The sequence below is a fragment of the Sphingomonas sp. genome (assembly GCF_050725575.1).
In the GTDB taxonomy this organism is placed as follows: Bacteria; Pseudomonadota; Alphaproteobacteria; order Sphingomonadales; family Sphingomonadaceae; genus Sphingomonas.
On the sequence record NZ_JBOHHW010000038.1, the window covers coordinates 26,417 to 53,409 of the forward strand.

Here is a 26,993-nt window from a genome sequence, read left to right on the forward strand (position 1 = left end):
CGATGACCCGCGCCAGCCTTGCCGCAGTCCTGCTCTGCGCCGCCGCGCCGCTCGCCGGGTGTCAGCTCGACATCACGGTCGCGGTGACGTCGAGCCGGGGCGTGGTCGAATTCTCGGTCCCCGCGACGCAGCCGCCCTGCATCAATCGAGTGACGGTCTATGCGGCGAGCGACCGCAAGACCCCGGTCTGGCTGATTGATTCAGCCGATACGGCAATCTGTGTCAGCCGGTTCCAATATGCCAAGGTGCCGGCCGGCTTCGTCCAGCGCGGAGCGCTGAAGCCGCTTGCCGATGGCCAGCTCTATCTCGTCGCGGTCGGCCGTCCCGGCGGCACCGGGATCAGCTTCTTCCAACCGGGCACCGACGGCTCGATCGTGCGGGACGCGCCGGAGAGTTAGGCGGTGAACAAGCGCTACGAAATCTTCGCCGACTATTTTCAGTTCTACCTTCGGGATGAGGGCGAGCAGCCTCATGCTCCAACTGATTACACGGATGAAGACATTAACCGTCGGATTAAGGTCGCCCCATTCGTAATCGTAATCCAACCCGCGCGTAATATGACCGTTCCCGTGGAGGTTGAGGTGGCCGAGGCCTCTCCAACTCTCGCGTTCGATAGATGGGATCATGTCGCGGAAGCGAGCATCGACCTGCCCTCCGGTCGACTGGAAATCCACGAATGCACGGGCGAATCGATCGACGTCCTGTCAGTCTTGCCCGGAGCTTACCGCGCGAGAGCCTATTTCGGAGGGCTGAATACCCTGAGTGACGATGGGTTGGACCGTGACGATCAATATCGCATTATCCTATGGCCGGCTCCCTTCGCGCCGGTAGAAGTCCTCAAACAATATGAAGATCCTCGCTGAATATTGCTGACAATGCACGAATTGCGCTCGAAAACGCTCAGCAGCGCGCGCCGGCCAGCCGGAACACGGCCGTGAAGCCGATATGGTCGGATAAGGCCCGGCCCTTGGCGTCAGGGCCGAAGGGGATACGGATCGCAACCGGGCAGAGCGGCGCGTTGGTACCGGGGGCGAACAGCGTCCAGTCGGCATTGTGGTGCATCACTGCGCTGACCGATGCTGGAATCGGCGTGCCGCGCTCCGTCTGCCGCCCCGCCACCTGACGCAGCGCGTCGCGGAACTTCGCCGCACCGCGCCAGCCCGCGACCTGGGCGATCAGCGCCTGTCCGCGCGCCGGCGCGGTGCCGACATTATAGTCGCCCGCCGCGACCAGCGGGACCGCCGGGTCGTGCCACTGGTTGATAAAGGCCGACAGGAACTCGGCCTGGCGGCGATAGGCCTGGAGCGAGCGCGCATCGGGCGCGCCCGAACTGTGCCGGCTGTTGAGGTGCGTGGTCAGCACATCGACCAGCGACCCGTCGGGCAGGCGCAACGTCACCAGCAGCGCCCCCTTGTTCGCCAGGCAATCCGACCCCGCACAGGCGAAGCGGGGATAGACCAGGCGGCGGACTCGGATCACCGGATGGTCGGACAAGACCTGCAGGCCGCTGCTGACGAACGAGCCGAACGTCTCGCCGAGCCACCAGCGTGCATCGCCGGCGAAGCGGCGGTCAGCCTCGGTCATCGCCGCGTCACTGGCCTCGCCGGCGGCCGGGCCGCTGACGATGTGGCGATAGCCAGCACTGAGTCCGATCGCGCGCGCCTCGTCGGTAAAGGCTTCCTGCAGCACCACGACCTGCGGACCGGTACCGCGTCGGCGCATCTCGTGCAGGCGCCGGCCGATCTCGGCAAGGTCGGCGGGCCGGTCCGACGCGATCGGCCAGGGCAGCCCCTTCACATTATAGGTGAGCACCGACAGCGTGCCGTCCCAGGGCGTGACAGCGGCAAAGGCCGCCTCCGCCGGGACGGCGCGCACCGCCGCACCCTGGTTCGCGCCCGAGGCGCCGCCAAGCATCGCGACGGTAATCGCGAGCCGCTTCAATCCCGATCCGAGCTTCAACGTCGTTCCCCCGTAAACGCTGCTGGCTGAGCAGGCGCATAGACGAGAACCGAGTCAGCAATGTTGCGGGTGCGAGAAAGATTGATGACAGTGCAGAATTACTTTCTGCAGGCGCTACGCCCCACCCCCATCATTCTCGACACCGTAATTCAACAGTAATTCACCTCTCCTTTTTCTTCCGCCACCGGTCCACTCAGCTTCACGACCGCGGAGTTCGCGCCCATCACGAACGCGGTCGCCAACAGGACGCCGATGAGCTGACCCAGCAGGAAGAACCGGTAATCGTGGAGGAAATCGACGCGGATCCAGGACCATTGATTGGGGACCTGCGCTTCCTTGAAGGACGCGATGCTCCACTGGGCGGCACCATTGTCCTCTGGGTTCTGCCCATTATCGATGGTCACCAGATACGGCGCGTCGAAAAGCAATGCGATTGAGGCTGGCCAAAGCAGGATATCGAAGAGCAGGCGGCCGATGTTCGGCAAGAAAGCATAGAACAGGCTGATGCGCACCAACAGGGTGATGCGTGGCGTGGGATTTTGCCACGCCAACTTCGCGTTTCGCGTAATGAGGATCTTGAAAGCACGCCAGGTTTGCCGCGGCGCCTTAAACCCGAAGAGCCGCCAACCGGCCGACGTCTGACTCTGCGACTGAAAACGATGATATTTGAAATAGTCTCGCTGGGTCCGGGCGACCGAGGTCCCAACCGCGACATAGAGGACAGCCGCATCGATCGCCCAAAGCGGCACGGACACGCCAAAAAGCCTCAGGATATTGCGGATCGGGTCACTGATGACCTCATGATAGGCAGCGAGTACTGCCTTGATGAACCAGACCGGCTCGAAGCTGACGATGTTCACCAGCAAGTTCACGATCGATATCGTGGCCATCAGCAAACCCAGCAGATAGGCCCAATTCTTATAAGCATCGACGCCCGCGCGTATCGATTTCCAGATCTTTCCCATGCGCCCTGCCCCCCAATTTTCAGAAGGCTGCCAGACATCGCCAGGCGAATCCATCGCAAGAGCGCATGCGCCACCGTCACTGCACGACCCACATGCGCGCTTATGACGTCGCTCTTGTCACGCTGACCCGGCACGAATTGCGCACCTGACAGACCCGCCTCAGGCCGCGCGGCGCGGGCTCGCCGCCGGCTCGACCGAGTTCATCCATGACGGCAAATGCTGGCTCGCGAGCTTCGCTGCCGGCGTGACGCGGTCCGCCACGATCGCGAAGCGATCGCCGTCGACCAGCACCTCGGGCACCAACGCGCGGCAATTATAGGTCGATGCCATGGTCGCGCCATAGGCGCCCGCGGTGCGGAATATCGCCAGGTCACCGGCGCGGACAGCGTCGATCTCGCGTCCCATCGCAAAGGTATCGCCGCTCTCGCACACCGGACCGGCAATATTGGCGGTCATGCGTGCACCGGTCGGGCGGACCGCGGCGAAATCGTGGAACGCATCGTACAGCGCGGGCCTGGCAAGGTCGTTCATCGCCGCATCGACGATGACATAGGGATGGACCGCCCCGGGCTTGACCCATAATATCTCGGTCAGCAGCACGCCGGCATCGGCGGCGATGAACCGCCCCGGTTCGAACATCAGCGTCACGTCCCAATCATGCGTCACGCGCGCGACCATCGCGCCATAGGCCGCCGGCGTCGGAAAGACCTCACCCGGCCGATAGGCCAGGCCGAGCCCGCCGCCCAGATCGACATGGCTGATCCGATGGCCGGCGGCGCGCAACGCGGCGACGAGCGCACCGACACGGGCATAGGCCGCCTCCAGCGGGGCGAGATCGGCGAGCTGGCTGCCGATATGGATTGCAATGCCGCGCAGCTCGAGCCCGTCGAGCATGGCCAGCCGCGCATAGATGGCGGCGGCATTCGCCAGCGCGACGCCGAACTTGTTCTGCCGGCGCCCGGTCGAAATCTTGGCGTGCGTGCCCGCATCGATATCCGGATTGACGCGCAGCACCGCCGGCGCCCGTGTCCCGCGCGCCCTCGCCAATGCGGCGAGCACAACGCCCTCCTCTTCCAGCTCGAGGTTGAACTGCCCGATACCGGCATCGAGCGCCGCGGCGAGTTCCGCCCGCGTCTTGCCGACTCCCGAAAAGACGATGCCGGCGGCCGGCATGCCCGCCGCCAGCGCATGCAGCAGCTCCCCGCCCGAGACGATATCGGCGCCATAGCCTTCTTCGGCGAGCAGCCGGAGCACGGCCAGATTGGGATTGGCCTTGACCGCGAACGCCAGTTGCTTGCGGGGAATAGGCGCCAGACCCGCCCTGAAGGCACGCGCCGACGCCTGAAGCGCTGCGGTGGAATAGACATAGGCCGGCGTGCCGACCCGGGCGGCGATCGTCGCCAGCGGTACGCCCTCGGCGTGGAGGGCGCCGTGACGGTTTGAGAAATACAGCATGGTGAGTCCTGGATGGCGGATCGGGATGTTTCGTTTTGGCGATTGCCGAGGTTGGGGCCGAAATTGGGGCCGACGCGTCAGCGGGGCCGGCGCTTCAGCGATCCGGGCCGCCCGAGCGTCGGCAGCGGCGCTCGTGAATGGCCTGCGGCAATCGGCGGTGGCGACCGCGCTCGATCCGCAGGGCGGCGGACACGCGCTTGCCCTGGACCATCAGCACAGCCCCGAACAATGCCAGCGCGAAACAGAGCAGCCCCATACTGGCGCTGGCGTCGGGCCCCTTCGCCAGCCCCGCTGCGCAGGCGAGGGCGAAGATCGCCGCACCCCCACCGCGCCACATCAGATCACGGCGGGTCATGCCCGGACGCCGTCCGCGTCCGCCGGATCGGCGATCAGCGTCCTGCCGGCGGCGGCAACCGCGCGCCCGACGGTCGCGTCGCATCCCTTGCCGCCATGCCACACAAGAATGTCGGCGGGCAGATCCGTCTCTTCGCTGAGCGCGGCGACCAGATCGGCCGTCTCGAACGTTATGCCGATCCCCGGATCACGGACGCCGGCCGCCGCCGCGCGTGCGCGATCGACCAGCGCCGGCGCGGCGTCGATACCACGCGCTTCGATCGCGGTGAAGCCGAGCGCGCGGGCATGGCGCACCGCGCACAGCAACAGCTCTCCGGTGCCGCACGCGGCATCGACGATACGGATGCTGCACCGCCTGGCGGCGCGCAGCCCGTCAAGGGCGGCGGCGACTGCGGGCCAGCGCGCGTCACGGCAGTGGAAGCGCCGCTTCGCCGGCGTCGCGGCGCGGCGCCGGACCCGCGGGCGAGCCGCGATTGGCCACGGGATGGCGTGTTCGGCGACGTTGTTCATGCCGCCGCCCTCGCGCAGGACGCGGACGCGCCATGCGGCGCGGCCCTCTCCCATGGCTGAACTGGCGCAAACGGCACGATCGGCACCAGCGGAGACGTGGCGAGCACGACGCTGGCGCCCGGGAACGACGATTGCTCGCGTCGCGCGAAGTGCATCGCCGCAATGAACGAGATGAAGCGGCCTTCCAGCCGCCCACCGCTTTCCTGAACCAGCCAATGGCCCGCCGAATCCTGGCCTACCTGAAGGACGGGTCGGCGTGGGTCAGGCTCCGAATCGGTCGGCGACAACATTTCTACGCTCCTTGTACGGATCATTCGTCGCCCCGACCCGCAGCGACCGACATGCGCCGCGACGAGATCGCGGGCATCGGCATCCTGAAGGCCGTCGCGTTGACGGCCTCTATCGGGTCGGGGAAAGGCGGATGATCATGGGAGCCGTGAAATAGGTTTTCCCGGCATTAGGATTCCACAGCGATTGTCGCCTTCCGGCATAAAGGTCGCATAAAGCCGGCCCGCGATTTCGCGATCGGGGCGGCCGGCCAGCTGCGCTTCCGGTCAGCCGAGGCACCGCCGGACTGCCGCCGTCAGCTCGATGGCGCGCGGATCGATCATGGCGGCCGGCCAGAGATTCGGCACATAGCCAAAGCCGACCCGGGAGTCGGGATCGGCCGCCCCAAGCGACCCGCCGCTGCCCGGATGGCCGAACGATGCCGGGCCGAACAGCGGATGGACCGGTGGTGTCGCCCGCCAGAAACCGAGCGACATGTTGAACAGGTTCTTTGTCGCGGGCAGCAGTTCCGACGGGGCGCCGTGCATGCGGCTGTGGCTGGTTTGAGCCTTCGTCATCGCCATCACCGTGTCGGGCCGCAACAGGCGGATGCCGTCGACCTCGCTCACCGTCGCGGCATACAGGCGGGCGATAGCGTGAGCACTGGCGACCATGTTTGCGCCGGGGAACTCAGCCGCCCGATAGTCGCGCGAGTGCATATTCTCCTCGGTGACGCCGCCCACGGCGCCAGCCTTCATGAACGCCGTTCCCGGCCCGTAGACCGTCTGCATCACCGCCCCCGCGACGGCGGGTTCCAGTCTCATCAGCCTGGCGAAATCGGCCACCATGTCTTCCATGGAATTATAGGGAAACGGGGCGGTCGCGAGCGTCGCCACGCACGGCTCGATTTCCTCAGGGAGGCCGACCCATGCCGACAACCCCAGCGGGCCGGCGATTTCATCGGCGAAAAAATTGCCCAGCGTCTTGCCGGTAATACGCCGGACCACTTCCCCGACGAGAAAGCCGAATGTCATCGCGTGATAGAGATGCTCCGTCCCGGGCGTCCAAAGCGGCTTTTGCGCTTCCAGCGCGCGAACCAGCGGATCCCAGGCGCACGCATCCTCGAACGTCACCGGTGGATCGACATAGGGCAGGCCCGCCTGATGCGATAGCAGATAGCGGACCGGCAGCATCTCCTTGCCCGCCGCGCCGAATTCCGGCCAGTAGCGCGTGACCGGCGCATCGAGATCGAGTTGGCCGCGCTGAACGAGGAGATGCGCGCAGATCGCAGTCGCCCCCTTTGTGGTCGACGCGACGAGCGCGACCGTGTCGCGGTCCCAGCGACGATCCGTCTCGCGGTCGGCCACGCCGCCCCATAGATCGACCACGGCGCGCCCGTCGACATAGACGCAGCATGCCGCGCCCAGATCCCGTCCGTCCTTCAGATTGGCGCGGAAAATATCCGCCACCGGCTCCCAGCCGGCCTCGACCAGGCCATCAATATCACTCATCGCCTCATGCCTCATCGTCACCCGCGACGCGATCGATCGCGTCGGTCAGCCGGTCGCGCTCGCGGTACCGCCACTGCCCCTCCGGATAATTGCGCAGGAACGCTTCGATGAACTCCACCGGCTCTTCCCCGACAATGTCGCGGATCGGGGTTCCATCGGCCGCACTCTGCTCGAACAGGTCGGCTAGGTCCTCGAACATCGAACATACGCTGTCGGCGTCCTCCGATCCGAAATACATCAGATACCGCTCGAACGCCTCGACCGCGGCGCGGTAGTTCGCGGGAAGCTTGCGGACCCGGGCCTTATAGTCCCGCCACCGCCGCTTCTCGCCGATCAGCTTCGACGTGAACTCCAGGATCGACATCATTTGTCTCCTTCATGCAGTTGTTCGAGCCGTTCCGCGAGGAAGCGCCACGTCCTCCAAAACTCCTCGAGATAGTCCCGCCCCTGCGCGTTGAGCGAATAGACCTTGCGCGGTGGCCCCTTCTCGGATGGGATTTTTTCCACATCGACAAAGCGGCGCTGCTCGATCCTGACGAGCAGGGCGTAGACGGTGCCCTCGGCGATGTCGGAAAAGCCCTGCCCGCGCAGCCGCGCCGTAATCTCATAGCCATAGGCCGGCCGGCCGGACAGGATCGCGAGGACAATGCCCTCCAGCGTGCCTTTGAGCATTTCCGTCATCTGCTTGCCCATAGGCTGCTTTCCCTCACTACTCAGTGCTACTCACTACTGGTACATAGTGACACAGAATAGTGGTCGTCAAGCCCTGTTCGGAAACGCGCACCTGCAGGAACATTGATGCAGGAACATTGATGCAGGGGCATTGCTGCAACAGGCAGCGCGCCGCTTGACAGCGGCCCGGTCGCCGGACAATTTGCCCGCATGGGGAAAGCGATCTCCCCATGAGGCGACAGGCTGAAGTATCGCGTCCCAACTGCCGTGAGGACGCATATGCCCGGAATCAACGCCATTGCCGCCGACAAGCTTGTCCGACTGCTCGGCACGCCGCGATGCCCTGCCATCATCGATATCCGCAATGATGCCGATCCGCGCCGGATCCCTGGCTCGGTCCGCCGGCCGTTCGCTGACATCGCCAGTTGGGCACCCGGCCTCGCCGGTGCGTCGGTCGTGATTGCCTGTGACGACGGCGGCGCGGCCGGCCATGGTGCGGCCGCCTGGCTGCGTCAGGCCGGGGCCGACGCCGATGTCCTTGACGGCGGCGTGGCGGGCTGGATCGATGCGGGACATCCCGTGCTCAACGACGCGGCTATCCCGCCGCGCGATCCGGCTGGCCGCACACTCTGGGTAACGCGCGCGCGGCCCAAGGTCGACCGTATCGCCTGTCCCTGGCTGATCCGCCGCTTCGTCGATCCGGCGGCGATGTTCCTGTTCGTACCGACGCCCGAGGTGCTGGCCGTCGCGGCGCGGATGGGCGCGACACCGTTCGATATTGATGGCACAGGCGTGCGCTGGACGCATGACGGCGACCTTTGCACCTTCGACGTCATGGTCAGGGAGTTCGGCCTGAGCCAGGTCGACGGGCTCGCCCGGCTCGCGGTGATCGTGCGCGGCGCGGATACCGCCCGCCCCGATCTTGCCCCCGAGGCGGCGGGGCTGCTCGCCATCTCGCTTGGCCTCTCACGCCTCCATGCCGACGATCTCGTGCAGCTCGACGCCGGGATCGCGGTCTATGATGCGCTCTATCGCTGGTGCCGCGATGCGACTGACGAGACGCATGACTGGACATCCCACAAGGCGCCCAGGCCCGGGAAGGGCGCGTGAGCGGGGCCGCGGCGCCGAACGCGGCGGCCATGCGGGAACGGCCCGTCGCGGTCTCGATCGGCCAAGCCTTTTGGGTCTGGCTGCGCATCGCCGCACTGTCGTTCGGCGGCCCGGCGGGACAGATCGCGCTGATGCACCGCGTGCTGGTCGAGGAGAAACGCTGGATTGGCGAGCATCGCTTCCTGCATGCGCTGAACTATTGCATGCTGCTTCCCGGCCCCGAAGCGCAGCAGCTTGCCACCTATATCGGCTGGCTGATGCATCGGACCCGGGGCGGGATCATCGCCGGCGGCCTGTTCATCCTGCCCGGCATGGTCTCGATCATGGCGCTCTCCTGGATTTACGTGATCTACGGGCAGCTCGGCATCGTCTCGGCCTTGTTCTTCGGGCTGAAGGCAGCGGTGCTGGCAATCGTGCTCCAGGCGGTCGTCCGGATCGGCAGCCGCGCACTCAGGAACAATGTCATGCTGGCGCTCGCGGCGGCGGCTTTCCTGCTCATCTTCTTCGCGCGCGTGCCTTTTCCGGTTATCGTCCTGGCGGCGGGGCTGATCGGCTATTTTGGCGGGCGCGCGGGCCTTGCCGTCTTCAGGGTCGGCGGCGGCCATGGCGCGCCCGGTGGAACGATCGTCGCGGACGCCGAGACATTGCTTGGCGAGGAATTGCCGGCGCACGCCAGGGTCTCGCCGCGCCAGGCCGCCAGGACCGCCGCGGTGTGGCTCGCGCTGTGGCTGGTCCCGGTCGGCATCCTCATCCTGTGGCTCGGCCCCGATGATGTGTTCAGCCAGATCGCGACCTTTTTCTCGACCATGGCGATGGTCACGTTCGGCGGCGCCTATGCCGTCCTCGCTTATGTCGCGCAGGAAGCCGTGCAATCCTATCACTGGCTCCAGCCCGGCGAGATGCTGGACGGGCTTGGTATGGCGGAAACGACACCGGGGCCCTTGATCATGGTGCTCCAGTTCGTCGGCTTCATGGGCGCCTATCGCGACCCCGGCATGCTGCCCCCCTTGATCGCGGCCACGCTGGGCGGGTTGCTCGCGACCTGGGTCACCTTCATTCCCTGCTTCCTGTGGATCTTCCTCGGTGCGCCGTTCATCGAGCGGTTGCGCGGCAACGCGGCGGTCGCGGGCGCACTCTCGGCGATTACCGCTGCGGTGGTCGGGGTGATCCTCAACCTGGCAATCTGGTTCGCGATCCACACCATCTTCCGCGCCGTGCAGCCATTCGCGGCCGGGCCGATCCAGTTCGACATGCCGGTGCTCGCCAGTGTCGATCGCTGGGCGCTGCTCCTGTCGGGGGCATCGATCATGGCGATGCTGCGCTTCAAGGCGGGCGCCATCCCCACGCTCCTTGCCGCATCGGCAGCGGGGATCGCGCTCTATCTCGCCGGCGTGGCTGTATGACGGGCGCGGTTCGATTTCGGCGGCAATGCACTCACCCGATCGGCACATAAAGCGCGACGTTCAACCTTGAACGGTCGCCGCCCAAATACCGTCTCGAGCGCCGAACCTCACCCGGCGGCGCGCGGCCGTCATTGCCACGACCAGCGCGCCGGCAAGGGCGACCGCAGCCGGAGTTCGGTGACGAAAATTCGCGTTAGCCGACAGGACACGCATTTAATGGCGTTCCGGTTGTTACGCGCGGATGGTACATTAACGTCATTGCCGGGAGACGGATTCCGATGACGGACAGAATCACCATGGCCGAGTCATTACCGGCAACCGCCGTCGTCCGCGTCTCGCGCGCCAGCTTCGACCCGAGCCGGTTCGCCGAGGTCGACGCCGCGAGCAAGAAGACCTCGGCATACATCATCCCGGCGATCAGACAATTGCCGGGGCTCATCCACTTTTATGCCGGCGTCTCGCCAAAGGGCTCGATCGTGCAAGTCAGTGTCTGGGACACTGACGAGCACGCGGCGCAGCTGGACCGGCTGAAGGAAATGGTGGTCGACGGCCGCCGGGATATGGAGGCGGTCGGCGTGACCTTCACCCCGATTTTCAACCACCCGATCGACTGGACCTGGACAGTCTGACCCGGATGACGGCGGCAGCGGGGATCGCGCTCCATCTCGCCGGCGTGGCTGTATGACAGGGGGCGGTTGGTGGCGGTGACCGGAATTATGGAACAGATTTATACTATCACTGCGATTCTAGTTTCAACAATATAGAAACTGTAGTGAAATCTAAAAATACACTATCTTAATTCTAATCTCACCTTCGTCGTCCATATTTACGATAACCTTCGTAATCTCGTCCGAAGACTCGTTTGCCGTCTTTTTTATACGACACTCAAGGTATTCTACTCCATCGTCACATTTAATCTCATGTGATAACTTAGTATAATGACTAAGCTCATTAGATAACAGACGCCTTAAAGCATCTTCCAGTAACAATTGCGTTGAAACACTCATAAATTAAATATCCAGACAATAATTCTCAACGCCCTTGAATTGACAATGGGACTTGCTGAGAAGCGCGCCGTCATTCCTTGATGCCCAGTATTTCAGTGATCGGTGGTCGGCAGGATGTGCCCGGCTACCGGATTTCTCAAGGCAAACCTGGAGCGCTCAAGTCCCCATGGCTGTCCGATGTTTCCCGGCGCCGTAGGCCCACAGCATGACAGGCTGACTACAGCCGGTTCGCCCGCGCCCGCTTGCCGAGATAGGCCGCGCTGGGCTTGGGCGTGCGCTTGAAACTCTGCCGGTCGACCGCGACCAGCCCGAAGCGCTGCTTATAGCCGAACACCCATTCGAAATTGTCGAGCAGCGACCAGTGAAGATAGCCGCGCACATCGATCCCGTCATTGATGCACGCGCGCACCTCGGCCAGCGCGCGGTCGATATAGGCGATGCGGCGTGTGTCGTCTTCGGTGGCGATGCCGTTTTCGGTGACATAGATCGGCTTGCCGGTCGCCTTGGCGGCATAGCGGATCGTCTCACCCAGCGCCTCGGGATAATATTCATAGCCCGCCCCGGTCATCTCGGCGCCCTTGGGCGCGGGAAGCTGGCCGTTCTTGTCGACCAGGATGCGGGTATAGGTCTGGACCCCGACAAAATCGCCCTTTGCCGCCTCGTCCATCCATGGCCCGACCAGTTGCCCGGCAAGCGCTTCGGCCTTGTTGCCTTCGCCGACGCCCTGAATGGCCTGGAGCGCAAGAGTGATGCCGACCGGAAAATCGCCCGGCCCGGCCTTGATCGCCTGAAACGCCTTTTGATGCGCCAGCACCTGATTGGCTTCGCTCTTCTCGAGATCGGCGAACACCACCGAGGCGAAGCGGTCCGATCCGCTTGCCTTGGCGCAGGCGGCGAACATCGCCCGCGCGAACGGCGCGATCGTGTTGAACATCGGATTGGCGCGAAGCCCGCGCGCGGTATTGGCCTCGTTGAAGGTCGCCGCGGCATGGATCAGCGGGCCAAGCTTTGCGGTCGCCTTCTCGGCGAAACGGGCGAACAGGTCCGGACTGTCGGCTTGCTCGAATCCGCCGCGCATCGCGAACCAGCGCGGCACGGTCCAGTGGCTATAGGTGACGATCGGGGCAAGGCCATGCGCATGGCACGCCTCGAGCACGCGCAGATAATGGTCGAGCTCGGCCTCGCTGAACTTGCCCGGCTCGGGCTCGATCCGCGCCCATTCGATCCCGAAGCGATGCGAATTGAACCCCAGCCTGGCGGAGAGCGCGATATCCTCGTCATAACGGTGATAGGCATCGCACGCGTCGAGCGATGGCTCGGCGAACAGGGTCGGCTTGATATTCTCCGCCAGCCACAGATCGGAGTTGATATTATTGCCCTCGATCTGGTGCGCGGCGGTCGCCGTGCCCCAGAGAAAGCCCCTGGGCAGCGGCTTCGCCGCCTTCGCCGCGGCCTGCGCGGCGGGGGCAAAAGCCGCTGCGGCCGCACCGGCAACGCCGGCCATCACGGCCCGGCGCGATAGATCGGCACCCTCGCCCATAACCCTCTCCTGTCGCGCCGCATCGCTCGCGGCTTTGCGGCTTTTGGTAGCGGGAAATTGGGCGATAGGATACTTATAATTACTATATAGCCATAACTATCATCATATGCCATTGATGAGACCTTGCCCGCTATGCCGCATATCGGCCGGCGGAACGAGGACGGCGGACTGGAACAGGCCAGGGGAGAGCAGCATGAAGGTCTTGACGCAGTTGGTGTTGGCCGGATTGGCGGCCGGATTGACGGTCAGTGCCGCAACCGGCTCCACGGCGAAAACCGCGTCGCCTGCCGGCCCCGTGGTTGTCACCGATACCGGCAAAGTGGGCGGCACCGCCAATGGCGATCTCCTGTCCTTCAAGGGACTGCCCTATGCCGCGCCGCCGATCGGTCCATTGCGCTGGGCGCCACCGGAAAAGGCGGAAAGCTGGCTCGGTGTGCGGCCCGTCCGCGACTACGGGCCCGCCTGCCTTCAGAAGATGAACGCCGATGGCAAGCCGAATGCCGGCGGCGTGACCGGTCCGACCAGCGAGGACTGTCTGTCGCTCAATATATGGGCGCCAAAGGGAGCCAGGAAAGCGCCGGTGATGGTGTGGATCTATGGCGGCGGCAATGCCTTTGGGGCCAGTTCGGTCGGGGCCTATGACGGATCGGCCTTCGCTCGTGACGGCGTGATCCTGGTCAGCTTCAATTACCGCCTCGGCACGTTCGGCTTCTTTGCCCATCCTGAACTGACCAAAGCAGCCAGCAACGACGCACCGCTCGCCAATTACGCGCTGCTCGATCAGCGCGCCGCATTGCAATGGGTTCAGCGCAACATCGCCGCCTTTGGTGGCGATCCGGCCAATGTGACAGTGTTCGGTGAATCGGCCGGCGGCATGGACATCCTCGCCTTGATGACCATGCCGTCGGCCAACGGCCTGTTCGCCAAGGCGATCGTTGAATCGGGCGGCGGCTGGTGGCCATCGATCAGCCTGGCGTCACGCGAAGCCGAGGGTGTCAAAACCGCCACGCGCGCCGGTGCTCCCGCCGGGGCCAGCCTCGCCCAGTTGCGCGCCCTTCCCGCCGCCGCCCTGCTGGCGGCAAGCGGCGAGGGTTTTCTCCCGGTGACGGACGGCCGTTTGCTGACCCTGTCGCCGCGCGACGCCTTTGCCGCCGGCCGGATCGCCAAGGTGCCGCTGATCATTGGCTCCAACAGTTACGAAGCCTCGCTGCTGGCCGAATTCAAGCTGCCGGCCGCGATGGTGGCGGCCATCGCGCCAGCGCCGCTCAAGGCGGCCTATACCGATACCAAGGGGGGTGACGATCTGGGTGACTCGCTGTTCGGCGACGCTGTGATGGGTGCGCCGGCACGCTGGGTCGCGTCCAAGGCGTCGGGCAATCCGGCATGGCTCTATCATTTCTCCTATGTCATCGATGCCAGACGCGCGACCGCCAAGGGCGCGGATCACGCCGGGGAAATCCCTTTCGTGTTCGACAGCTGGGAGCATCTCGGCGTGCTTGGTCAGGGCCTGGCGGTCAGCGAACGCGACCGCGCGGTCAGCAAGTTGGTGCACTCCTGCTGGGTCGGGTTCGCCAGGACCGGCACGCCGGTCTGCGCCGGCGGCCCGGCATGGCCGGCCTATGTCGGTGCCGACGAGTCCCTGATGGAATTCGACAGCAGGACGCGCGTCGAACGGCAGTTCCGCAAAGCGCAATATGACGCGCAGGAGGCCCATCCCCTGCCCGCGCTTGATCCCGGGATGCTCGATCCCGGGAAATAGGCACGCGCGACACGACGGCATTCCGCGCCATTCGCGGTATCGCTGTGGCCATATCACTGACGCTTGCTGGGGAGAGGCGATCCGGGCATCGATCGCCTGCCTGATGCCGCAACCGCAATGAACGCCCTGCCCCCTGCATTCAGGATGCCGTCATTCGGCAGCGCATGCGCGACGTTCGCCGCATCCGGGTTGCACAGGCCGGACGCGCGCTGCCACGCCAGTGCCGGCGACTGCGTGACGCCGCACCTCGCGACCGGCGGAGAAAGTCCGGGGCGGGCCACGCGAAAGACTGAAAGGAGCCGATCTTATGCCTGTGCCGAACCACAATCCCAAGGTCGACGCCTATCTCGACGCCGCGGAGGAGTTTGCGAAGCCGATTTTCGTCCATCTGCGCGGCCTGCTCCACGCGACCTGCCCCGAGGTGGTCGAGGAGATGAAATGGGGGATCCCGCATTTCGACTATCGGGGCGAGATGATGGGCATCTTCGCCGCCTACAAAAAGCATTGCTCCTTCAGCTTCTGGAAGGACAGCCTGATGGCCGATGCGCGGCTCAAGGCGAATTCGGACCTGCCGGCCGCCAAACGCTTCATGGGCAAGCTGACGACAATCGCCGATCTGCCCTCCGACAATGACCTCATCGCCTGGATCAGGGAGGCCATGTCGCTGAATGAGCGCGGCGTGAAGCTCCCGCCACGACAGTCCGACGGCCCCAAAAAAGAGGTCGGCATACCCGACGCCTTTGCCGAACGGCTCGCGCAGGCGCCGGCGATCAGGGCGATTTTCGAGGGCAAATCAGCGTCGTTCCAGAAAGAGTATAATGTCTGGATCGGCGAGGCGAAGACCGAGGCGACCCGCGACAAGCGAATTGACGAAGCGCTGGCGTGGATCGCCGAAGGCAAGGGCGGTTTCTGGAAATATGCCAAGAGCTGATGGGGCCCACGCGGCGCATTGCCTATTTTTCCGAGGCAATGGCTGCGTTTTGCCTGATTTCTGAAGCCGCTTTAGGCCAAATTCAGAAATATGCTGAGCCGCCCGCATTGCTGTCGGGGAAAAGCTCCAACTAATGATCGCGATCGCCAGCGTCGATCCAGCGACGCACGGCATCAAGGGTATCGTCAGGCCTGGAATTGAAGGCGATTGCGGCTGTCGGGGCGTGACGGTGGACGACGTTGACGACCCGCTCGAACAAGTCGAGCAGCTCCGGCGGTTTGCGTATGCCGCCGCCGACGACAACACAGTCCCACGCTTCGGCCTTCAGCCTTGGCGCAAGGGCATCATCAAGGGGTGCATCGATCGCGATCAGGACCATTTCGACCGCATAGCCGGCAGCACTGAGGGCGGCCTCTCCCTCGGCAATCAGGCGCTTTACCATCGCATTCTGCTCGGCCGTCACTCCCCAATCATCAGGATCAAGCATGTCGGGATCGACGCCGATCACCAACACCTTGGGAGCAAAGCCTGTGTCCATATCGAAGATATAGACCGATGACCTGGGGTACTCAATCTTGGCAGATACGGCGACACGGATTGCGGGCCCCAATTGGAGTGCGCTCATCGAATGACGCCTGTCCCGAGTCCGCCCACCCCCGTCCGTGATCGCCCCGGGAGGCGCGGCGACCCGGCGTGATTCCGCCAGGCCGCCGCGCCTTCGATCAGGCCGGTTCGAGCGCCTTGGCGTTGGCCGAGCTGTCCGCCAGCGCGGTCAGGCCTTCGTCGGTCGCCGATTCCTCCTGCAGCGTCGCATCGAGCAGCGCCGCCGCATCGTCCAGGCCAAGCACCAGCGCCCAGCGCTTGAGCGTGCCATAGCGGGTGATCTCGTAATGCTCGACCGCCTGGGCCGACGCGATCAGGCCGGCATCCAGCGCGGCCGTTCCCTTATACTCTTCGAGTATCTCGTCGCCCTCGGCCAGAATGCCTTCGATCGCATCGCAGGTCTTGCCGCGCGCCGGCTTGCCGATGATCTCGAAAACCTGCTCCAGGCGCTCGATCTGCCCCTCGGTTTCCTCGCGATGCTTCTCAAACGCCGCCTTCAGCTCGGGCGCATCAGCCCCCCGGGCCATTTTCGGCAGAGCCTTGAGGATCTTTCGTTCCGCGTAATAAATGTCTTTCAACGTGTCATGGAACAAGGTTTCCAGGGTTTTATCGGCCATTATCTTACTCCATAGGATGGAGCGTCTTTAACCGGGCGGAACAATGTTTCGTTCCGGCAAGATTGGAAAAAGCTTATTGCTTTAGATCAACTTTATATCGACCGCGCTTCCTAAGAAATATTCTTTGATATTATGGACCTCCACGCACCGTGAACACATGGAAGCAAGGAGAACGGGATTGAGGCAGATAAAATCCGACACGGCGCTGACGGCGTTGCAGGACGAGCGCGTGGCGTTGCGAATTCGCCTCGCCTTGCTGGAACAGGATGGCGGCGAGGAGCCTGCAACACGGGAGACCCGGGATCAGCTTCTCGCGATCGAGACGCAGATCAAGAGCCATGGCAGGATCGCGGACTGTCGGTAGCGCCCGGCTTTCGGGCCCCGGTTTCGGCCCCCGGTTTCGGCCCCCGGTTTCGGATTGTCAGCGGCACCGGACCTCGCTAGCCCCGCAAGGGATGCGGCGGCAGGTTCGGTCTCGACCCTGCCCTGGCCGGTCGAGTTGCAAGTAAAGGGGTGCGCCATGATCGATACGTCGCGGATGAAACTGAGCTGGCTGGCCATGGCGGCCGCCCCGGCGATAATCGCGGCGATGATCGCGACGCCGGCGCCGGCGCAGACCACGGGCAAGAATGAGCGGGAGTTTCCGGGACAGCTCGACAGCAAGAGCCCGCTGGACGACGGCAATCCCTACCAGGTCCGCACCATGCCGCTGGAGGCGGGGCAGCGGTACGCGTTCAGCGCGGACTCCGAGAATTTCGACACCAAGATGCGCCTGTCCTTCGCCGACGATAATGACGAGGAGATCGCAAAGGACGACGATAGCGGTGAGGGGAACAACGCCTATATCGAGTTCACCCCCACCCGGAGCGGGACGTACCGCGTGCGCGTGTCCGCCGTCAGCGACAATAAGGGCAGCTATGTGCTGAAGGTGCGCGACCTTCCCCCCTTGCCGCCGCTGTTGCGGCCAAGCCCGGACGGGAGCAGCACGCTGGTCTTCAAACATTATGCCGGCGCGCTGACGCAAAGCGATGGCGAGATCAACGGCCGCCGCATCGATGACTATCTGTTCCACTTCGAGGGCGGCAAGCGGGTCCTGATCTCGATGGATCGCGAGGGCGACGACCTCGATCCGCTGCTGCAGGTCTATCCGGCGGATAATCGCCAGAGCACCGACCCGATTGCCGGCGACGATGACGGCGGCGGCAAGATGAACGCGTTTCTCACCTTCACTCCCGAGGAAAGCGGCGACTTTATCGTGCGCGCGTCGGGCTCGACCAGGGATCACAACACCGGAAGCTATCGCTTGCGCGTCGGGCAGCAGCCCTGATCGAGCGGGTTGGTGATCACCCGGCATTCGCCGGCCTCGTCACCTGTGGATCGGGCCCCTCGGCTACCGCATAATTCGAATTTTCGAATCTTGCAGCCTCCATGCACCGCACTACTCTACTCGAAGTCTGTAGACTCAGAGTGTTCTATTTCTGACATATCGATGGAAATGAGTGCTGAAAAAACCAATTCCGGTGCGCTGCAAATCATAGTGGCCTCAAACCTCAAGGATAAGCGCCTGCGGCTTGGACTGTCGCAGGAACAGCTCGCGGCAATATGTGGATATCACCGCACATACATAGGATCGGTTGAACGCGGAGAGCGTAACATCACTCTGTCTACGCTTGAAGCATTGGCAACAGCCTTGAACATTGATCCCCGAGAACTGCTGCAGCCTAAGAATGTCTGATTTCAACGGTATAGAGCGAACACCAGCAGCAAGCCTTGATCAAGCGATGCTGGCTTTATGCAGGAGCGTGGATGCGAAACGCGCTCGCATAGTGATTGACCATATTTTGGAACATGGGATCATCACCAACGAAGATCTGAGCGAGCTTTATGGGTATGATCACCCGCCCCGTGCGATCAGGGATGTCCGGGAGAATGGCATCCCGCTCATCACCTATAATGTGGTGAGTTCCAAAACCGGCCGCCGCATGGGCGCTTATACCTTTGATGACATATCGAAGATTAAGGCAGGGCGCCTCGGCGGCCGCAAAGCGTTTTCGAAGCAGTTTAAAAAAGATCTGATCGGGCTCTACGGATCACGAGATACAATCACCAGCGAACCGCTAGACGAACGATATCTGCAGATCGATCACCGCGTACCCTACGAGATCGCAGGTGACGACGGCGGAATGCTTGACCCGCGCGATTTCATGTTGCTGGACGCATCATCGAACCGCGCCAAAAGCTGGTCGTGTGAGCATTGCGACAATTTTTTGGTCAAGCATAACCCTGTCATTTGCAGGGCATGTTTTTGGGCTTCACCAGAAGATTACACTCATATTGCCGAAACCCCCTCTCGCCGCGTCGAACTGGTCTGGAACGGCGACGAGGTGGCAAATTTCGAGCGTCTGAAAAAGCAAGCCAGGGCCCATGGCCTGGAGCTGGGCAGCTACATCAAGCGGAAATTAAGCGAATAGAAGCTCCTGGGCGGGGCGCGCACGGAAAATATCGGCGCCATCTGGTTTAAGCGAACGCGAAACATAGAGGCTTTCTATCGTTTCATCAGTTCGACCACTGATTGTCGCCTGTGACGATCTGCCTGCGTGGATTGCCAGATGCTCCGCGTCGATCGTATCGGGGAGCGGCTCGCCATATGTCTTCTCGCCCATCTGCCCATCATAGGACAGGATATAGGGTACGCCTCGATCGTCGAAATTATGCAGCGCGTCGATCAGCTTTTCGCGCTCCAAACCCGACGCGTATCGTTTGTCGGCGCCATAAGTCGTCCCCTGATAGGGAGGATCGAGATAGATGAGATCGCCGGGCGCAGCTGACGCGACGCATTCCCGGAAGTCACCGCGAAACAGTTCCACCCGCCCCTTGAGCAACCGGCTCACGGCATGCGCTGTCCGAGTGACACGATCCGGCTTCATACCCGTGCGGCGTTTATCCGGTGACTGCGTGAAGTTACCGTGGCGATTGAAGCGCACAGCATTTTTAACGCATCGTGCTATGAGATAAAGCAGCAGAACAGGGTCTTTGTTTTCATTAAATTCTGCCCGAACTTCATTGAAATGAGTTGCGCCAACATCGAACTGGGCATGCCATGTTGCTGCATATCTATCAGAAAGCTCGCCAGGGTTTTCAACGATGAGCGCCCAGAGATCGACTAAGGGCGCGTGCGTATCTCCGATAACAAATTTTTCGGCCAGATCATGCGTCGCAGCGAAAAGCGTTATCGCTGCCGACCCCGCAAAGGGCTCGTAGAGCGTAGCGACAGGATCAGGGAAAAGTTTGCAAATCCGAGGTGCGAGTGCGCGTTTGCTGCCCTGATATGGAATCGGCTGAAGAGAAAGGGGGCTGTTTGTCATTGGTAGCGACATGCTACCCCGAGTCATCATTCGTCAATCCCCCTTTTCTGAAGTTTATGCGATGATCTGCATGATACGCGCAGACTTTTCCGGTTTTGTAACGAGGAGCCTTGCTGCAAAAGGATCGCCACTTGTTCCATATATATTACTGATATTAAATGATAAAATTTCTCCCGAACTGGAACAATGAGACACAATGCCGGCCTGAGCGGCCGACGGCGCGATGATAGACGGTCCACCGGCAAACGGATCGCGACCGTCCCCTGCCTCATATCCGACTAATAGGCTTCAATCGTCAGCACTGTGTTTTCGAACCGGCATGCTGCCAGGTCCTCGGGCGTGATCCAGTATTGCAGCGGCCCCATTTCGCCGACGAGCCAATCCATCTCAGCGTCGAGGCCGAGTTGTAGCAGTAGAATATACCGTTCCTTCATCTCGTCCGCCGCGACTTGCACGACGATGCCATTGCCGAACGAATGATGCTGGCGGGCGTCGTGGCGCAAGGCGAGCGCATCGATGATTGCAGGCGGGATTGGTGCCACCTCGGGAGCCGGTTCCCGCATCAACGCCGCCTGCGCCCCCTTGACTGCAGCGAGGGCCATCCAGCCATGGATAACTTGCTTGTCGCGCCAGTGCGGGCGCTCAGCACCCTCCGCCCAGACCAGCCCCCCTTCCTCCAGGATCTCACGAAGGAAGATATTGGCGCGTGTTCTTTGGTCCTCCGTTAGCGCTGCGACGGTATTGCTCTGGTTCCAGTCCGTGCCGGCGAATGCCTTGCTGGATCGTTCGTTAAGGGCCGATATTGCGCTCTTGCGTTCCGTGATGACGGCAAACGCCGGATCATCCTCGGCGGCCGCTGCCAGCGCGGCACGCTGCTGATCGAGTATCTTGTTCTGCGCTGCGCAATGGCTCGAAATGCGGTCGCGCAAGGTCCGCGCCATGGCCCGGTTGGTGGGGAAATCTTCCTCGAGAAGCCAATCGGCATTGCCGCCTCCCGAAACAATCAACTGGCGTTCGCTGAACCGTTTGGGGCCTAGAAAGGCGTCGGCACGCTCAATGTGGATTTTCGCCGCAACCTCGTGCGGCAGGCCCTCCGCCCTCCGTGCCTCGACGTCCGCATCGGATGGCTCCTCCAACCAGCCCAATTCGATTTCGACCTTGGGGTACGCGCAGTTTGTCCCCCGTAGTGCGATGACATCTTCGGAAAGGTTCGCGATCTTCCCGACCGCCAGATACGTATCCGGCTGCCAACTTTTGCGCGCGGGGCCGGGCAGGTATCGCGTAACGAAGTGCTGGGCGTCCGGGCCGAATTCGAGTGACATCGGAGCGAAGAAATAGAGATAGCCGCTATTCGGCAGCAGGTTCCTCGCTGGGCCAGATGGGATATCGGAACAGTCGATCTGTGCCATGAAATTAAGGCGCTCGAGCAGTCCTTCGCGGTTATGCACCATCGGCCAATCGAAGCTGTCATCCGTCGGAACGACCGGAGATCCACCAAGGAAGCTGAGGCTGCGCTGCGGCAGGCGCGGGGGGAAGACGTGGCGTATCGCCAGCTTGGCATCCTGGGCGCGACGCACCTCCGATCGAGCAGCCTCGGTGATTGGCGGTACAGGACGCGCCACATGGGCACGGAATTTGGCCGTTCGCGCGTTCTGGGCAGCGACAGCCTGCTGCTGTGACTCCTCCACCATCCTGGCGATCATCGCATCGGTCTGATCGGCGTTTGAAGAAGCCTTTGCGGGCTGTCGGGGCAATGCCCTTCCGAAACCTTGTTGTCGCGGCTGCGTCGCTGGCGGCTGCTTCGCTGGCGGCTTCGTCGCCCGTGCCTCGCCTTCCACGGCGGAACCCATAATCTTTTTAATGAAGTCCCAGGCCATCGATCGCCGTTTCCCTATGACGAAGCCCGCCAGCTTGAGCGCAGCGCGCGAGAATCGAGAATATTGTGTATTTCACCGCCCCGTAACGTCATTCGGTACCGTCATGCCGTAGCCGGTTGTGAACGAGGGATCGCACCGTTTCCGTCCCTGTCCATAGCGCCGCGGCCCAGCCGCATGCGGTGGCGCCTTCGACGTTCGCGATGCTGTCGTCGATCAGGAACAGATCCTGCGGCCGAAAGCCGGTACGCGCTTCGATGCTCCTGAAAAAGCCCGGCGCGGGTTTGGCGCAGCCAAGCTCGGCGGCATAATGCAAGCCGTCGAATCTGCTGCGCAGGTCGAGGTCGTGCCACAGATAATGCGCGCGCTCATGGTCCTGGACGGTGGCGAGATGAACCGCCGTCCCGGCGGCGCGAATTGACGCCAGTTCAGCCAGCAAAGCGTGGTTCATATGGGCATCGTTGCCGAACCAGTAATCAACCAGCGCATCGCAGGTGACGTGCGGCGATATCTCGTTCAGCACGGGCGCAAGGCGCTCGCGCAGGGATGCGCGTCCGTGGATCACATCGTCCCAGTGCGGTTCGAAGAACCGGGTCTGGAGCGCCGATGCGGGCACGCCGACGTCGCGTTCAAGATGGGCGCTCCACCCGCGCGCATCCGGATGGACAATGATCACGCCATCCACATCGACCATGATCGCCCTGATCGTCATCGGGCGATACCAAGCATGACTCATGCCGCCCGGCAAGCCTTCAACCCAGGCCGGCGGCACCCTGGCGCACGACATCGCTGACGATCCGATAGCCGGCGGAAAATGGCTCGGCCGCGCACCCGGGAGGGACGGTCGGTGAAACCAGCCAGATGGTCCTCTACCCCAGGGAGCAAATGGGATTCGTCCTGCTGGCAAACGACGCTTGCGAGGGCAGCGAAGCGGCGCCCAAGGCCATGGCGATGTCGCTCCACCGCGAATTGCGATGACGGTGCATGAATTAGGACACGGGATACGGGCGCGCGCGGGAAGATTGCGCGCGCCCCAGCCGAACTCAGCCGCTGGCGGCGCTGGTCCGGATCGTGCCGTTGACGCCATTGGGGAAGAACCCCCCGCCGACCGTCGCCGCCTTGTTGAGATAGACGATGTTGAGCACCTGGCCGGCGGTACGGCTGAAGGCGATGCCGTTGCCGTCAGTGGGCACGATGTTCGACATGGTCAGGTCGGTCGCAAGAATGCCCTGATCGAGATCGCTTGGCCCATCCAGGCTATCGCGCGCGTCGGAGATCTGCCCTGCAGCAGTGCGCAGTGACGTGGTCGATACGCCCTTGGCGTAAAGCACGGTGCGCACCAGGCCGGCATGATAGGCCTCTGCCGCAAGGATCCCGGCCGCCGCTTCGAGATAGGTCTTGTTGGTCAGCAATATCGACGCGCCCTTGTACGCCGTCACCCCGACATCCTCGAAGATGAACGCACCGAGCAGGAAGAACTCGTCGCTCGAATAGGGATCGAAGGTGCCGGTCATCGGCACCACGCCGGCCGCCCGCGCCGCGGCGGTGAACGCCCCGTTCGCATCGCCCGAAATGTTGAGCGCCGGTTGCGCGACCGCCGATGCACCAAGCTGAGTGCGCAGGAAATTGACGTGCGCCAGTTCGTCAAAGGCGATCTCGCGGGCATAGGCGCGCACCACCGGATCGACGAAATTGACCGCGCGACCGCCGGTCACCGCCCCTTGCGTGCCGGTGCCGGTCTGCATCGACGCGGGCAACCCTGCACCGAACGCAGCGAAGGAATAGAATTGTGCCTCGAGATATTCGAGGTTGAGCGCGAAATTCAGCACATCGGCGTCGGTCACCGTCGGTGTGGGGGTCGGTGTGGGTGATGGCGTCGGAGTCGGCGACGGCCCGTCCCATTTATCATTGTCACCGCACGCGGCGAGCAGCGACAGGCCGCCGGCCGCGATCGAAACCTTGGCCGCCGTGCGCATGAAGTCGCGGCGCTCCGCGCGACGACGATCGGATATCTCGAGGACCTGGAGAAGCGTGTCGGTATCGTGCATCGGAAATCTCCCCTGAATGGGTGACGATCGGGCTGATGAGCGGTTGGGGCGGCTCAGTTGGCCGCGCTTGTCTTGATCGCGCCGTTGACGCCGGCGGGGAAAAACCCGCCCATGCCGGCGGCCGTGTTGGTCAGGTACACGATGTTGAGCACCTGCCCCGTGGTCCGGCTGAACGCGATCCCGTCAGCGTCGAGCGGCACGATGTTCGACGTCGTACCAGTGCCCGTCCCGGTGCCGGTGATCCCCTGATCGAGATCGCTCGCGCCATCCAGGCTGTCACGCGCGCCGGAAATCGCATCGGCCGAGGTGCGCAGCGACGGCGTCGCCAGCCCCTTGGCATAAAGCACGGTGCGCACCAGCCCGGCATGATAGGCCTCGACCGCCAGAATGCCGGCGGCGGCTTCCAGATAGGTCTTGTTGCTCAGCAACGGCGGCGCCCCCTTATAGGCGGTGACGCCGACATCTTCGAAAATGAACGCGCCGAGCAGGAAATTCTCGTCACTGGCATAAACGTCGAACGCGGCGCCCGCGCCGATCAGGCCGGCCGCGCGCGCGGCATTGCTGAACGCGCTGGTCGGGGTGACGCCGATATCGATCGCCGGCTGCGCGACCGCCACGGTACCGAGCTGAGTGCGCAGGAATGCGACATGCGCCACTTCGTCCTGCGCGATCTCCTTGGCATATTGCGCGACCACCGGGTCGGTGAAGGTCACCTTGCGGCCTCCGGTCACCGCACCCTGCGTGCCGGTGCCGGTCAGTTGTCCGGCCGGCAGGCCGGTGCCGAACACCGCCACCTGATAGAATTGCGCCTCGAGATATTCGAGGTTCAGCGCGAAGTTCAGCACATCGGCATCACTCGGCGCACTCTGCGCCCCGGCAGTGCCGGCAAAGGAGAGCGCGGTCACACCCGCACCGGCCACCGCGGCCGCGCCGAATGCCGCCTTGAAGAAATCGCGTCGCTCATTGCGACGGTCGACACGCCGGTCGAGGACGTCGATCAATTGTTCCTGGTCGATTGTCATTGCCAAACCTCCCTGATGCGTCACATCCAGTGCAAACTACCGGATATCAAATTGGTTGCAAGTATTTGAAAAGATTCATTTTTTCTGGATTATTCCGGGCACGGCACGGCCGTTCGCCAACAAGCGAGCCAGGCGCACAGTCATCGGGATCTGCTTTCGGCAAACAGGTACGGGTCAACATGTCGTGCGGATGCACGTGGAATGATGTTCCCGGGCGGCGCCCCGCGATGAGCTCGATCTGACCATGGTTTTCACCCGGCAGGACAGAGCCCAAATCGGACGCGCAGGCGGATGCTGGCGGGTCGGGTCTGGCCGGCTCGACTCACCGCTCCCTCGGGAGCGGCCCTGAATGCAGCTACAGTTTGTGGCCGAGGACGATCATGATGATGGCCAGCAGCACAACACCGGCAGTCGCGACGGCGGCCCTGCGCGTTGCGGCTCCCGGGTCAGGTAGAAAGGCTGACAGCTCGCATTCCGTGCACTTCAGCAAAAGCCCCTTGCGATACTGGAATTCGTCCGGAGCGATCCTGCCCTGGTCGTGTAATCTGAAAAGAGTCTGCAATTCTTCCCCAACGGTTTTTTTGGGCATGGCCCCTTCTCCGCTTAGCGATCGTCGCCGGCGGCGCGTGACCGCGCCGCCGGGGTTTGTCGCCGAGGTTTGACGTTGTCCGGACTACGGCATCATCACCGTGTCGATGACGTGAATCACGCCGTTCGACTGATCGACATTGGCGATGGTGATCTTGCCGCTATGTCCCTTGGAATCGGTGATCTTCCAGCCCATGCCTGCTTTCGTGAACATGAGCTTTTCACCCTGCACGGTGGTGTAAGTCGCCATGCCTTTGTGCGCCTTGGCATTGGCGGCAATGTCCGCTGCGCTGATCCGGCCGGGAACGACGTGATAGGTCAGGACGCTGGTCAACATTGCCTTGCTCTCAGGCTTGAGCAGCGTGTCGACCGTGCCCGCAGGCAGTTTGGCGAACGCCGCGTTGGTCGGCGCGAAGACGGTGAACGGGCCCGGGCTGTTGAGGGTATCGACCAGACCTGCCGCTTTGACTGCGGCAACGAGCGTGGTGTGGTCTTTGGAATTAACGGCGTTCTCGACGATCGTTTTGGTCGGATACATCGCGGCACCGCCAACCATCGGGTTCCCCTTTGCGATCGCGGTGCCGCTAAGCATGAGCGATGCGGCGAAGATCGACATGCGGATCGACTTGGTCATTGACGCTCTCCTGCGCGATCTCGCGTGATCGCAGCGAGAGATACGGCAGGCCCGTGGTTACGGATGCAGAAGCGCTGGATTCTTGTCACAACACCGGTCGCCATCACCGGCCCGGTCGCGATTTCGGGGACACAATATCTATTTCGCGATCCGCGCCTCGCGAAAACCAGTAAACTACTGATATTTATATATATTATTACAGGGATCCCCGATCGCCGCGCACCAGAGATACGGCACAACCGGTGTCCCATATCTCCCCCGGAACTTTATCGCCCTCTCGATTCAAACCCCATGCAGAGCCGGTTATCCCGGCAGCATGGAAACCAGACCCTCAACTTTCAAAACCGATTATATCCGTCAGGCGCAGGAGCTTTATGCCCATGGCCTGACCGATCGTGAGCTGGCCGAGGCGTTCGGCGTCTCGCGCAGCACCATCTTTCGCTGGCGCGCCGCATATCCTGAGTTCGCCGAGGCGACGAAGCTTGGGAAAGACGTTGCCGACGACCGTGTCGAGCGCGCGCTGTACGAGCGCGCGATCGGCTATGAGGAGGAGGCGGTGCGCGTCTATCACCCGGCTGATGCCGAGGCGCCGGTGATCGTGCGCTACAAGCGCGAAGTGCGTCCCGATGTCGCCGCCGCGCTGCAATGGATGCGCGCCCGGCGCCCCAAAACCTGGGCCCGGCCTGCCCCGCCCCCTCAGGAAAAGGAGGATTGGGCCGAGGAGATGCGCAAGGCGAAGGAGCGGGTCGAGAGAATAACATCGCCCGAATACCTTACGACACAGCACCATTATGCACGG

At 63.1% G+C, this 26,993-nt stretch carries 31 protein-coding genes; 12 read left to right on the top strand and 19 right to left on the bottom strand.

The window, feature by feature from the left end:
* Positions 1 to 2 precede the first annotated feature (2 nt).
* Together ACRECS_RS20460 and ACRECS_RS20465 are read left to right on the top strand one after the other, a co-directional pair.
* The gene (locus ACRECS_RS20460) at positions 3 to 398 is read left to right on the top strand and encodes a hypothetical protein (RefSeq protein WP_431584802.1); all 396 of its coding nucleotides are present in this window, start codon (positions 3 to 5) and stop codon (positions 396 to 398) included.
* A gap of 3 nt (positions 399 to 401) precedes the next feature.
* Positions 402 to 863: a hypothetical protein gene (locus ACRECS_RS20465; RefSeq protein ID WP_431584803.1), complete on the top strand. Its 462-nt coding sequence runs from the start codon at positions 402 to 404 to the stop codon at positions 861 to 863.
* A 37-nt stretch (positions 864 to 900) separates the two neighbouring features.
* Here the strand turns inward: ACRECS_RS20465 and ACRECS_RS20470 are convergent, their stop codons facing one another.
* The 9 genes from ACRECS_RS20470 to ACRECS_RS20510 all read right to left on the bottom strand — a co-directional run bounded on the left by ACRECS_RS20470 (position 901) and on the right by ACRECS_RS20510 (position 7,714).
* Positions 901 to 1,959: an endonuclease/exonuclease/phosphatase family protein gene (locus ACRECS_RS20470; RefSeq protein WP_431584804.1), complete on the bottom strand. Its 1,059-nt coding sequence runs from the start codon at positions 1,957 to 1,959 to the stop codon at positions 901 to 903.
* A gap of 149 nt (positions 1,960 to 2,108) precedes the next feature.
* Positions 2,109 to 2,924 (bottom strand): hypothetical protein, encoded by an 816-nt coding sequence (locus tag ACRECS_RS20475; RefSeq protein ID WP_431584805.1) that lies wholly within the window; start codon positions 2,922 to 2,924, stop codon positions 2,109 to 2,111.
* Positions 2,925 to 3,083: 159 nt separating this feature from the next.
* A complete protein-coding gene (gene lysA / locus ACRECS_RS20480) occupies positions 3,084 to 4,379 on the bottom strand; it encodes a diaminopimelate decarboxylase (protein ID WP_431584806.1) in 1,296 nt (431 codons plus the stop codon).
* 94 nt (positions 4,380 to 4,473) lie between these two features.
* Positions 4,474 to 4,734, bottom strand: a complete 261-nt coding sequence (locus ACRECS_RS20485) for a hypothetical protein (protein WP_431584807.1) — start codon at positions 4,732 to 4,734, stop codon at positions 4,474 to 4,476.
* Positions 4,731 to 5,243 (bottom strand): SAM-dependent methyltransferase, encoded by a 513-nt coding sequence (locus ACRECS_RS20490; protein WP_431584808.1) that lies wholly within the window; start codon positions 5,241 to 5,243, stop codon positions 4,731 to 4,733. The genes ACRECS_RS20485 and ACRECS_RS20490 overlap by 4 nt, the downstream gene beginning before the upstream one ends.
* Positions 5,240 to 5,533 (bottom strand): hypothetical protein, encoded by a 294-nt coding sequence (locus ACRECS_RS20495; RefSeq protein ID WP_431584809.1) that lies wholly within the window; start codon positions 5,531 to 5,533, stop codon positions 5,240 to 5,242. The genes ACRECS_RS20490 and ACRECS_RS20495 overlap by 4 nt, the downstream gene beginning before the upstream one ends.
* 264 nt (positions 5,534 to 5,797) lie before the next feature.
* Positions 5,798 to 7,021, bottom strand: a complete 1,224-nt coding sequence (locus tag ACRECS_RS20500) for a serine hydrolase domain-containing protein (RefSeq protein WP_431584810.1) — start codon at positions 7,019 to 7,021, stop codon at positions 5,798 to 5,800.
* Between the two features lie 4 nt (positions 7,022 to 7,025).
* The gene (locus tag ACRECS_RS20505; protein WP_431584811.1) at positions 7,026 to 7,385 is read right to left on the bottom strand and encodes a DUF1048 domain-containing protein; all 360 of its coding nucleotides are present in this window, start codon (positions 7,383 to 7,385) and stop codon (positions 7,026 to 7,028) included.
* Complete coding sequence (locus ACRECS_RS20510) at positions 7,385 to 7,714, bottom strand: PadR family transcriptional regulator (protein WP_431584812.1); 330 nt, start codon at positions 7,712 to 7,714, stop codon at positions 7,385 to 7,387. Before ACRECS_RS20510 ends, ACRECS_RS20505 begins: the two co-directional genes overlap by 1 nt.
* A gap of 258 nt (positions 7,715 to 7,972) precedes the next feature.
* On the opposite strand from ACRECS_RS20510, the gene ACRECS_RS20515 reads away from it, so the two are divergent.
* The 3 genes from ACRECS_RS20515 (at position 7,973) to ACRECS_RS20525 (ending at position 10,835) form a co-directional block, all read left to right on the top strand.
* Positions 7,973 to 8,803, top strand: coding sequence for a chromate resistance protein ChrB domain-containing protein (locus ACRECS_RS20515; RefSeq protein WP_431584813.1), 831 nt, complete (start codon positions 7,973 to 7,975; stop codon positions 8,801 to 8,803).
* A 29-nt stretch (positions 8,804 to 8,832) separates the two neighbouring features.
* Positions 8,833 to 10,206, top strand: a complete 1,374-nt coding sequence (gene chrA / locus ACRECS_RS20520; protein ID WP_431584831.1) for a chromate efflux transporter — start codon at positions 8,833 to 8,835, stop codon at positions 10,204 to 10,206.
* 278 nt (positions 10,207 to 10,484) lie between these two features.
* On the top strand, positions 10,485 to 10,835 hold the full coding sequence (locus tag ACRECS_RS20525) for a hypothetical protein (RefSeq protein ID WP_431584814.1): 351 nt from the start codon (positions 10,485 to 10,487) through the stop codon (positions 10,833 to 10,835).
* Positions 10,836 to 11,430: 595 nt separating this feature from the next.
* Here ACRECS_RS20525 and ACRECS_RS20530 read toward each other — a convergent pair.
* The gene (locus ACRECS_RS20530; protein WP_431584815.1) at positions 11,431 to 12,753 is read right to left on the bottom strand and encodes a glycoside hydrolase family 1 protein; all 1,323 of its coding nucleotides are present in this window, start codon (positions 12,751 to 12,753) and stop codon (positions 11,431 to 11,433) included.
* 193 nt (positions 12,754 to 12,946) lie between these two features.
* Here ACRECS_RS20530 and ACRECS_RS20535 point away from each other — a divergent pair, with 193 nt between their 5' ends.
* Both ACRECS_RS20535 and ACRECS_RS20540 read left to right on the top strand, forming a co-directional pair.
* Positions 12,947 to 14,512, top strand: coding sequence for a carboxylesterase/lipase family protein (locus ACRECS_RS20535; RefSeq protein ID WP_431584816.1), 1,566 nt, complete (start codon positions 12,947 to 12,949; stop codon positions 14,510 to 14,512).
* 307 nt (positions 14,513 to 14,819) lie between these two features.
* On the top strand, positions 14,820 to 15,443 hold the full coding sequence (locus ACRECS_RS20540; protein ID WP_431584817.1) for a YdeI/OmpD-associated family protein: 624 nt from the start codon (positions 14,820 to 14,822) through the stop codon (positions 15,441 to 15,443).
* A 130-nt stretch (positions 15,444 to 15,573) separates the two neighbouring features.
* Here the strand turns inward: ACRECS_RS20540 and ACRECS_RS20545 are convergent, their stop codons facing one another.
* Together ACRECS_RS20545 and ACRECS_RS20550 are read right to left on the bottom strand one after the other, a co-directional pair.
* On the bottom strand, positions 15,574 to 16,068 hold the full coding sequence (locus ACRECS_RS20545) for a hypothetical protein (protein ID WP_431584818.1): 495 nt from the start codon (positions 16,066 to 16,068) through the stop codon (positions 15,574 to 15,576).
* Between the two features lie 97 nt (positions 16,069 to 16,165).
* Positions 16,166 to 16,663: a ferritin-like domain-containing protein gene (locus ACRECS_RS20550; protein ID WP_431584819.1), complete on the bottom strand. Its 498-nt coding sequence runs from the start codon at positions 16,661 to 16,663 to the stop codon at positions 16,166 to 16,168.
* A gap of 178 nt (positions 16,664 to 16,841) precedes the next feature.
* Here ACRECS_RS20550 and ACRECS_RS20555 point away from each other — a divergent pair, with 178 nt between their 5' ends.
* From ACRECS_RS20555 to ACRECS_RS20570, 4 genes are all read left to right on the top strand, one after another.
* A complete protein-coding gene (locus ACRECS_RS20555) occupies positions 16,842 to 17,027 on the top strand; it encodes a hypothetical protein (RefSeq protein ID WP_431584820.1) in 186 nt (61 codons plus the stop codon).
* 156 nt (positions 17,028 to 17,183) lie between these two features.
* Positions 17,184 to 17,990: a PPC domain-containing protein gene (locus tag ACRECS_RS20560; protein WP_431584821.1), complete on the top strand. Its 807-nt coding sequence runs from the start codon at positions 17,184 to 17,186 to the stop codon at positions 17,988 to 17,990.
* A 162-nt stretch (positions 17,991 to 18,152) separates the two neighbouring features.
* Positions 18,153 to 18,398 carry a helix-turn-helix domain-containing protein gene (locus tag ACRECS_RS20565; protein WP_431584822.1) on the top strand — a complete coding sequence of 82 codons (246 nt, stop codon included), beginning with the start codon at positions 18,153 to 18,155 and terminating at the stop codon, positions 18,396 to 18,398.
* A complete protein-coding gene (locus ACRECS_RS20570; protein WP_431584823.1) occupies positions 18,391 to 19,134 on the top strand; it encodes a hypothetical protein in 744 nt (247 codons plus the stop codon). Before ACRECS_RS20565 ends, ACRECS_RS20570 begins: the two co-directional genes overlap by 8 nt.
* Here ACRECS_RS20570 and ACRECS_RS20575 read toward each other — a convergent pair.
* From ACRECS_RS20575 to ACRECS_RS20605, 7 genes are all read right to left on the bottom strand, one after another.
* Entirely contained in the window at positions 19,123 to 20,028 is a 906-nt protein-coding gene (locus ACRECS_RS20575; protein ID WP_431584824.1) for a DNA adenine methylase, read from the bottom strand. The genes ACRECS_RS20570 and ACRECS_RS20575 overlap by 12 nt on opposite strands.
* A gap of 278 nt (positions 20,029 to 20,306) precedes the next feature.
* Positions 20,307 to 21,905 carry a DUF1963 domain-containing protein gene (locus tag ACRECS_RS20580; protein ID WP_431584825.1) on the bottom strand — a complete coding sequence of 533 codons (1,599 nt, stop codon included), beginning with the start codon at positions 21,903 to 21,905 and terminating at the stop codon, positions 20,307 to 20,309.
* A gap of 88 nt (positions 21,906 to 21,993) precedes the next feature.
* Entirely contained in the window at positions 21,994 to 22,689 is a 696-nt protein-coding gene (locus ACRECS_RS20585; protein WP_431584826.1) for an HAD-IA family hydrolase, read from the bottom strand.
* A 256-nt stretch (positions 22,690 to 22,945) separates the two neighbouring features.
* Positions 22,946 to 23,950 carry a ferritin-like domain-containing protein gene (locus ACRECS_RS20590; protein WP_431584827.1) on the bottom strand — a complete coding sequence of 335 codons (1,005 nt, stop codon included), beginning with the start codon at positions 23,948 to 23,950 and terminating at the stop codon, positions 22,946 to 22,948.
* Positions 23,951 to 24,003: 53 nt separating this feature from the next.
* Positions 24,004 to 24,972, bottom strand: a complete 969-nt coding sequence (locus ACRECS_RS20595) for a ferritin-like domain-containing protein (protein ID WP_431584828.1) — start codon at positions 24,970 to 24,972, stop codon at positions 24,004 to 24,006.
* 355 nt (positions 24,973 to 25,327) lie between these two features.
* Positions 25,328 to 25,561, bottom strand: coding sequence for a hypothetical protein (locus ACRECS_RS20600; protein ID WP_431584829.1), 234 nt, complete (start codon positions 25,559 to 25,561; stop codon positions 25,328 to 25,330).
* 84 nt (positions 25,562 to 25,645) lie between these two features.
* On the bottom strand, positions 25,646 to 26,176 hold the full coding sequence (locus ACRECS_RS20605) for a fasciclin domain-containing protein (RefSeq protein ID WP_431584832.1): 531 nt from the start codon (positions 26,174 to 26,176) through the stop codon (positions 25,646 to 25,648).
* Between the two features lie 334 nt (positions 26,177 to 26,510).
* On the opposite strand from ACRECS_RS20605, the gene ACRECS_RS20610 reads away from it, so the two are divergent.
* Positions 26,511 to 26,993, top strand: a 483-nt coding sequence (locus tag ACRECS_RS20610) for a helix-turn-helix domain-containing protein (RefSeq protein ID WP_431584830.1), incomplete at its 3' end; no start/stop codon positions are given.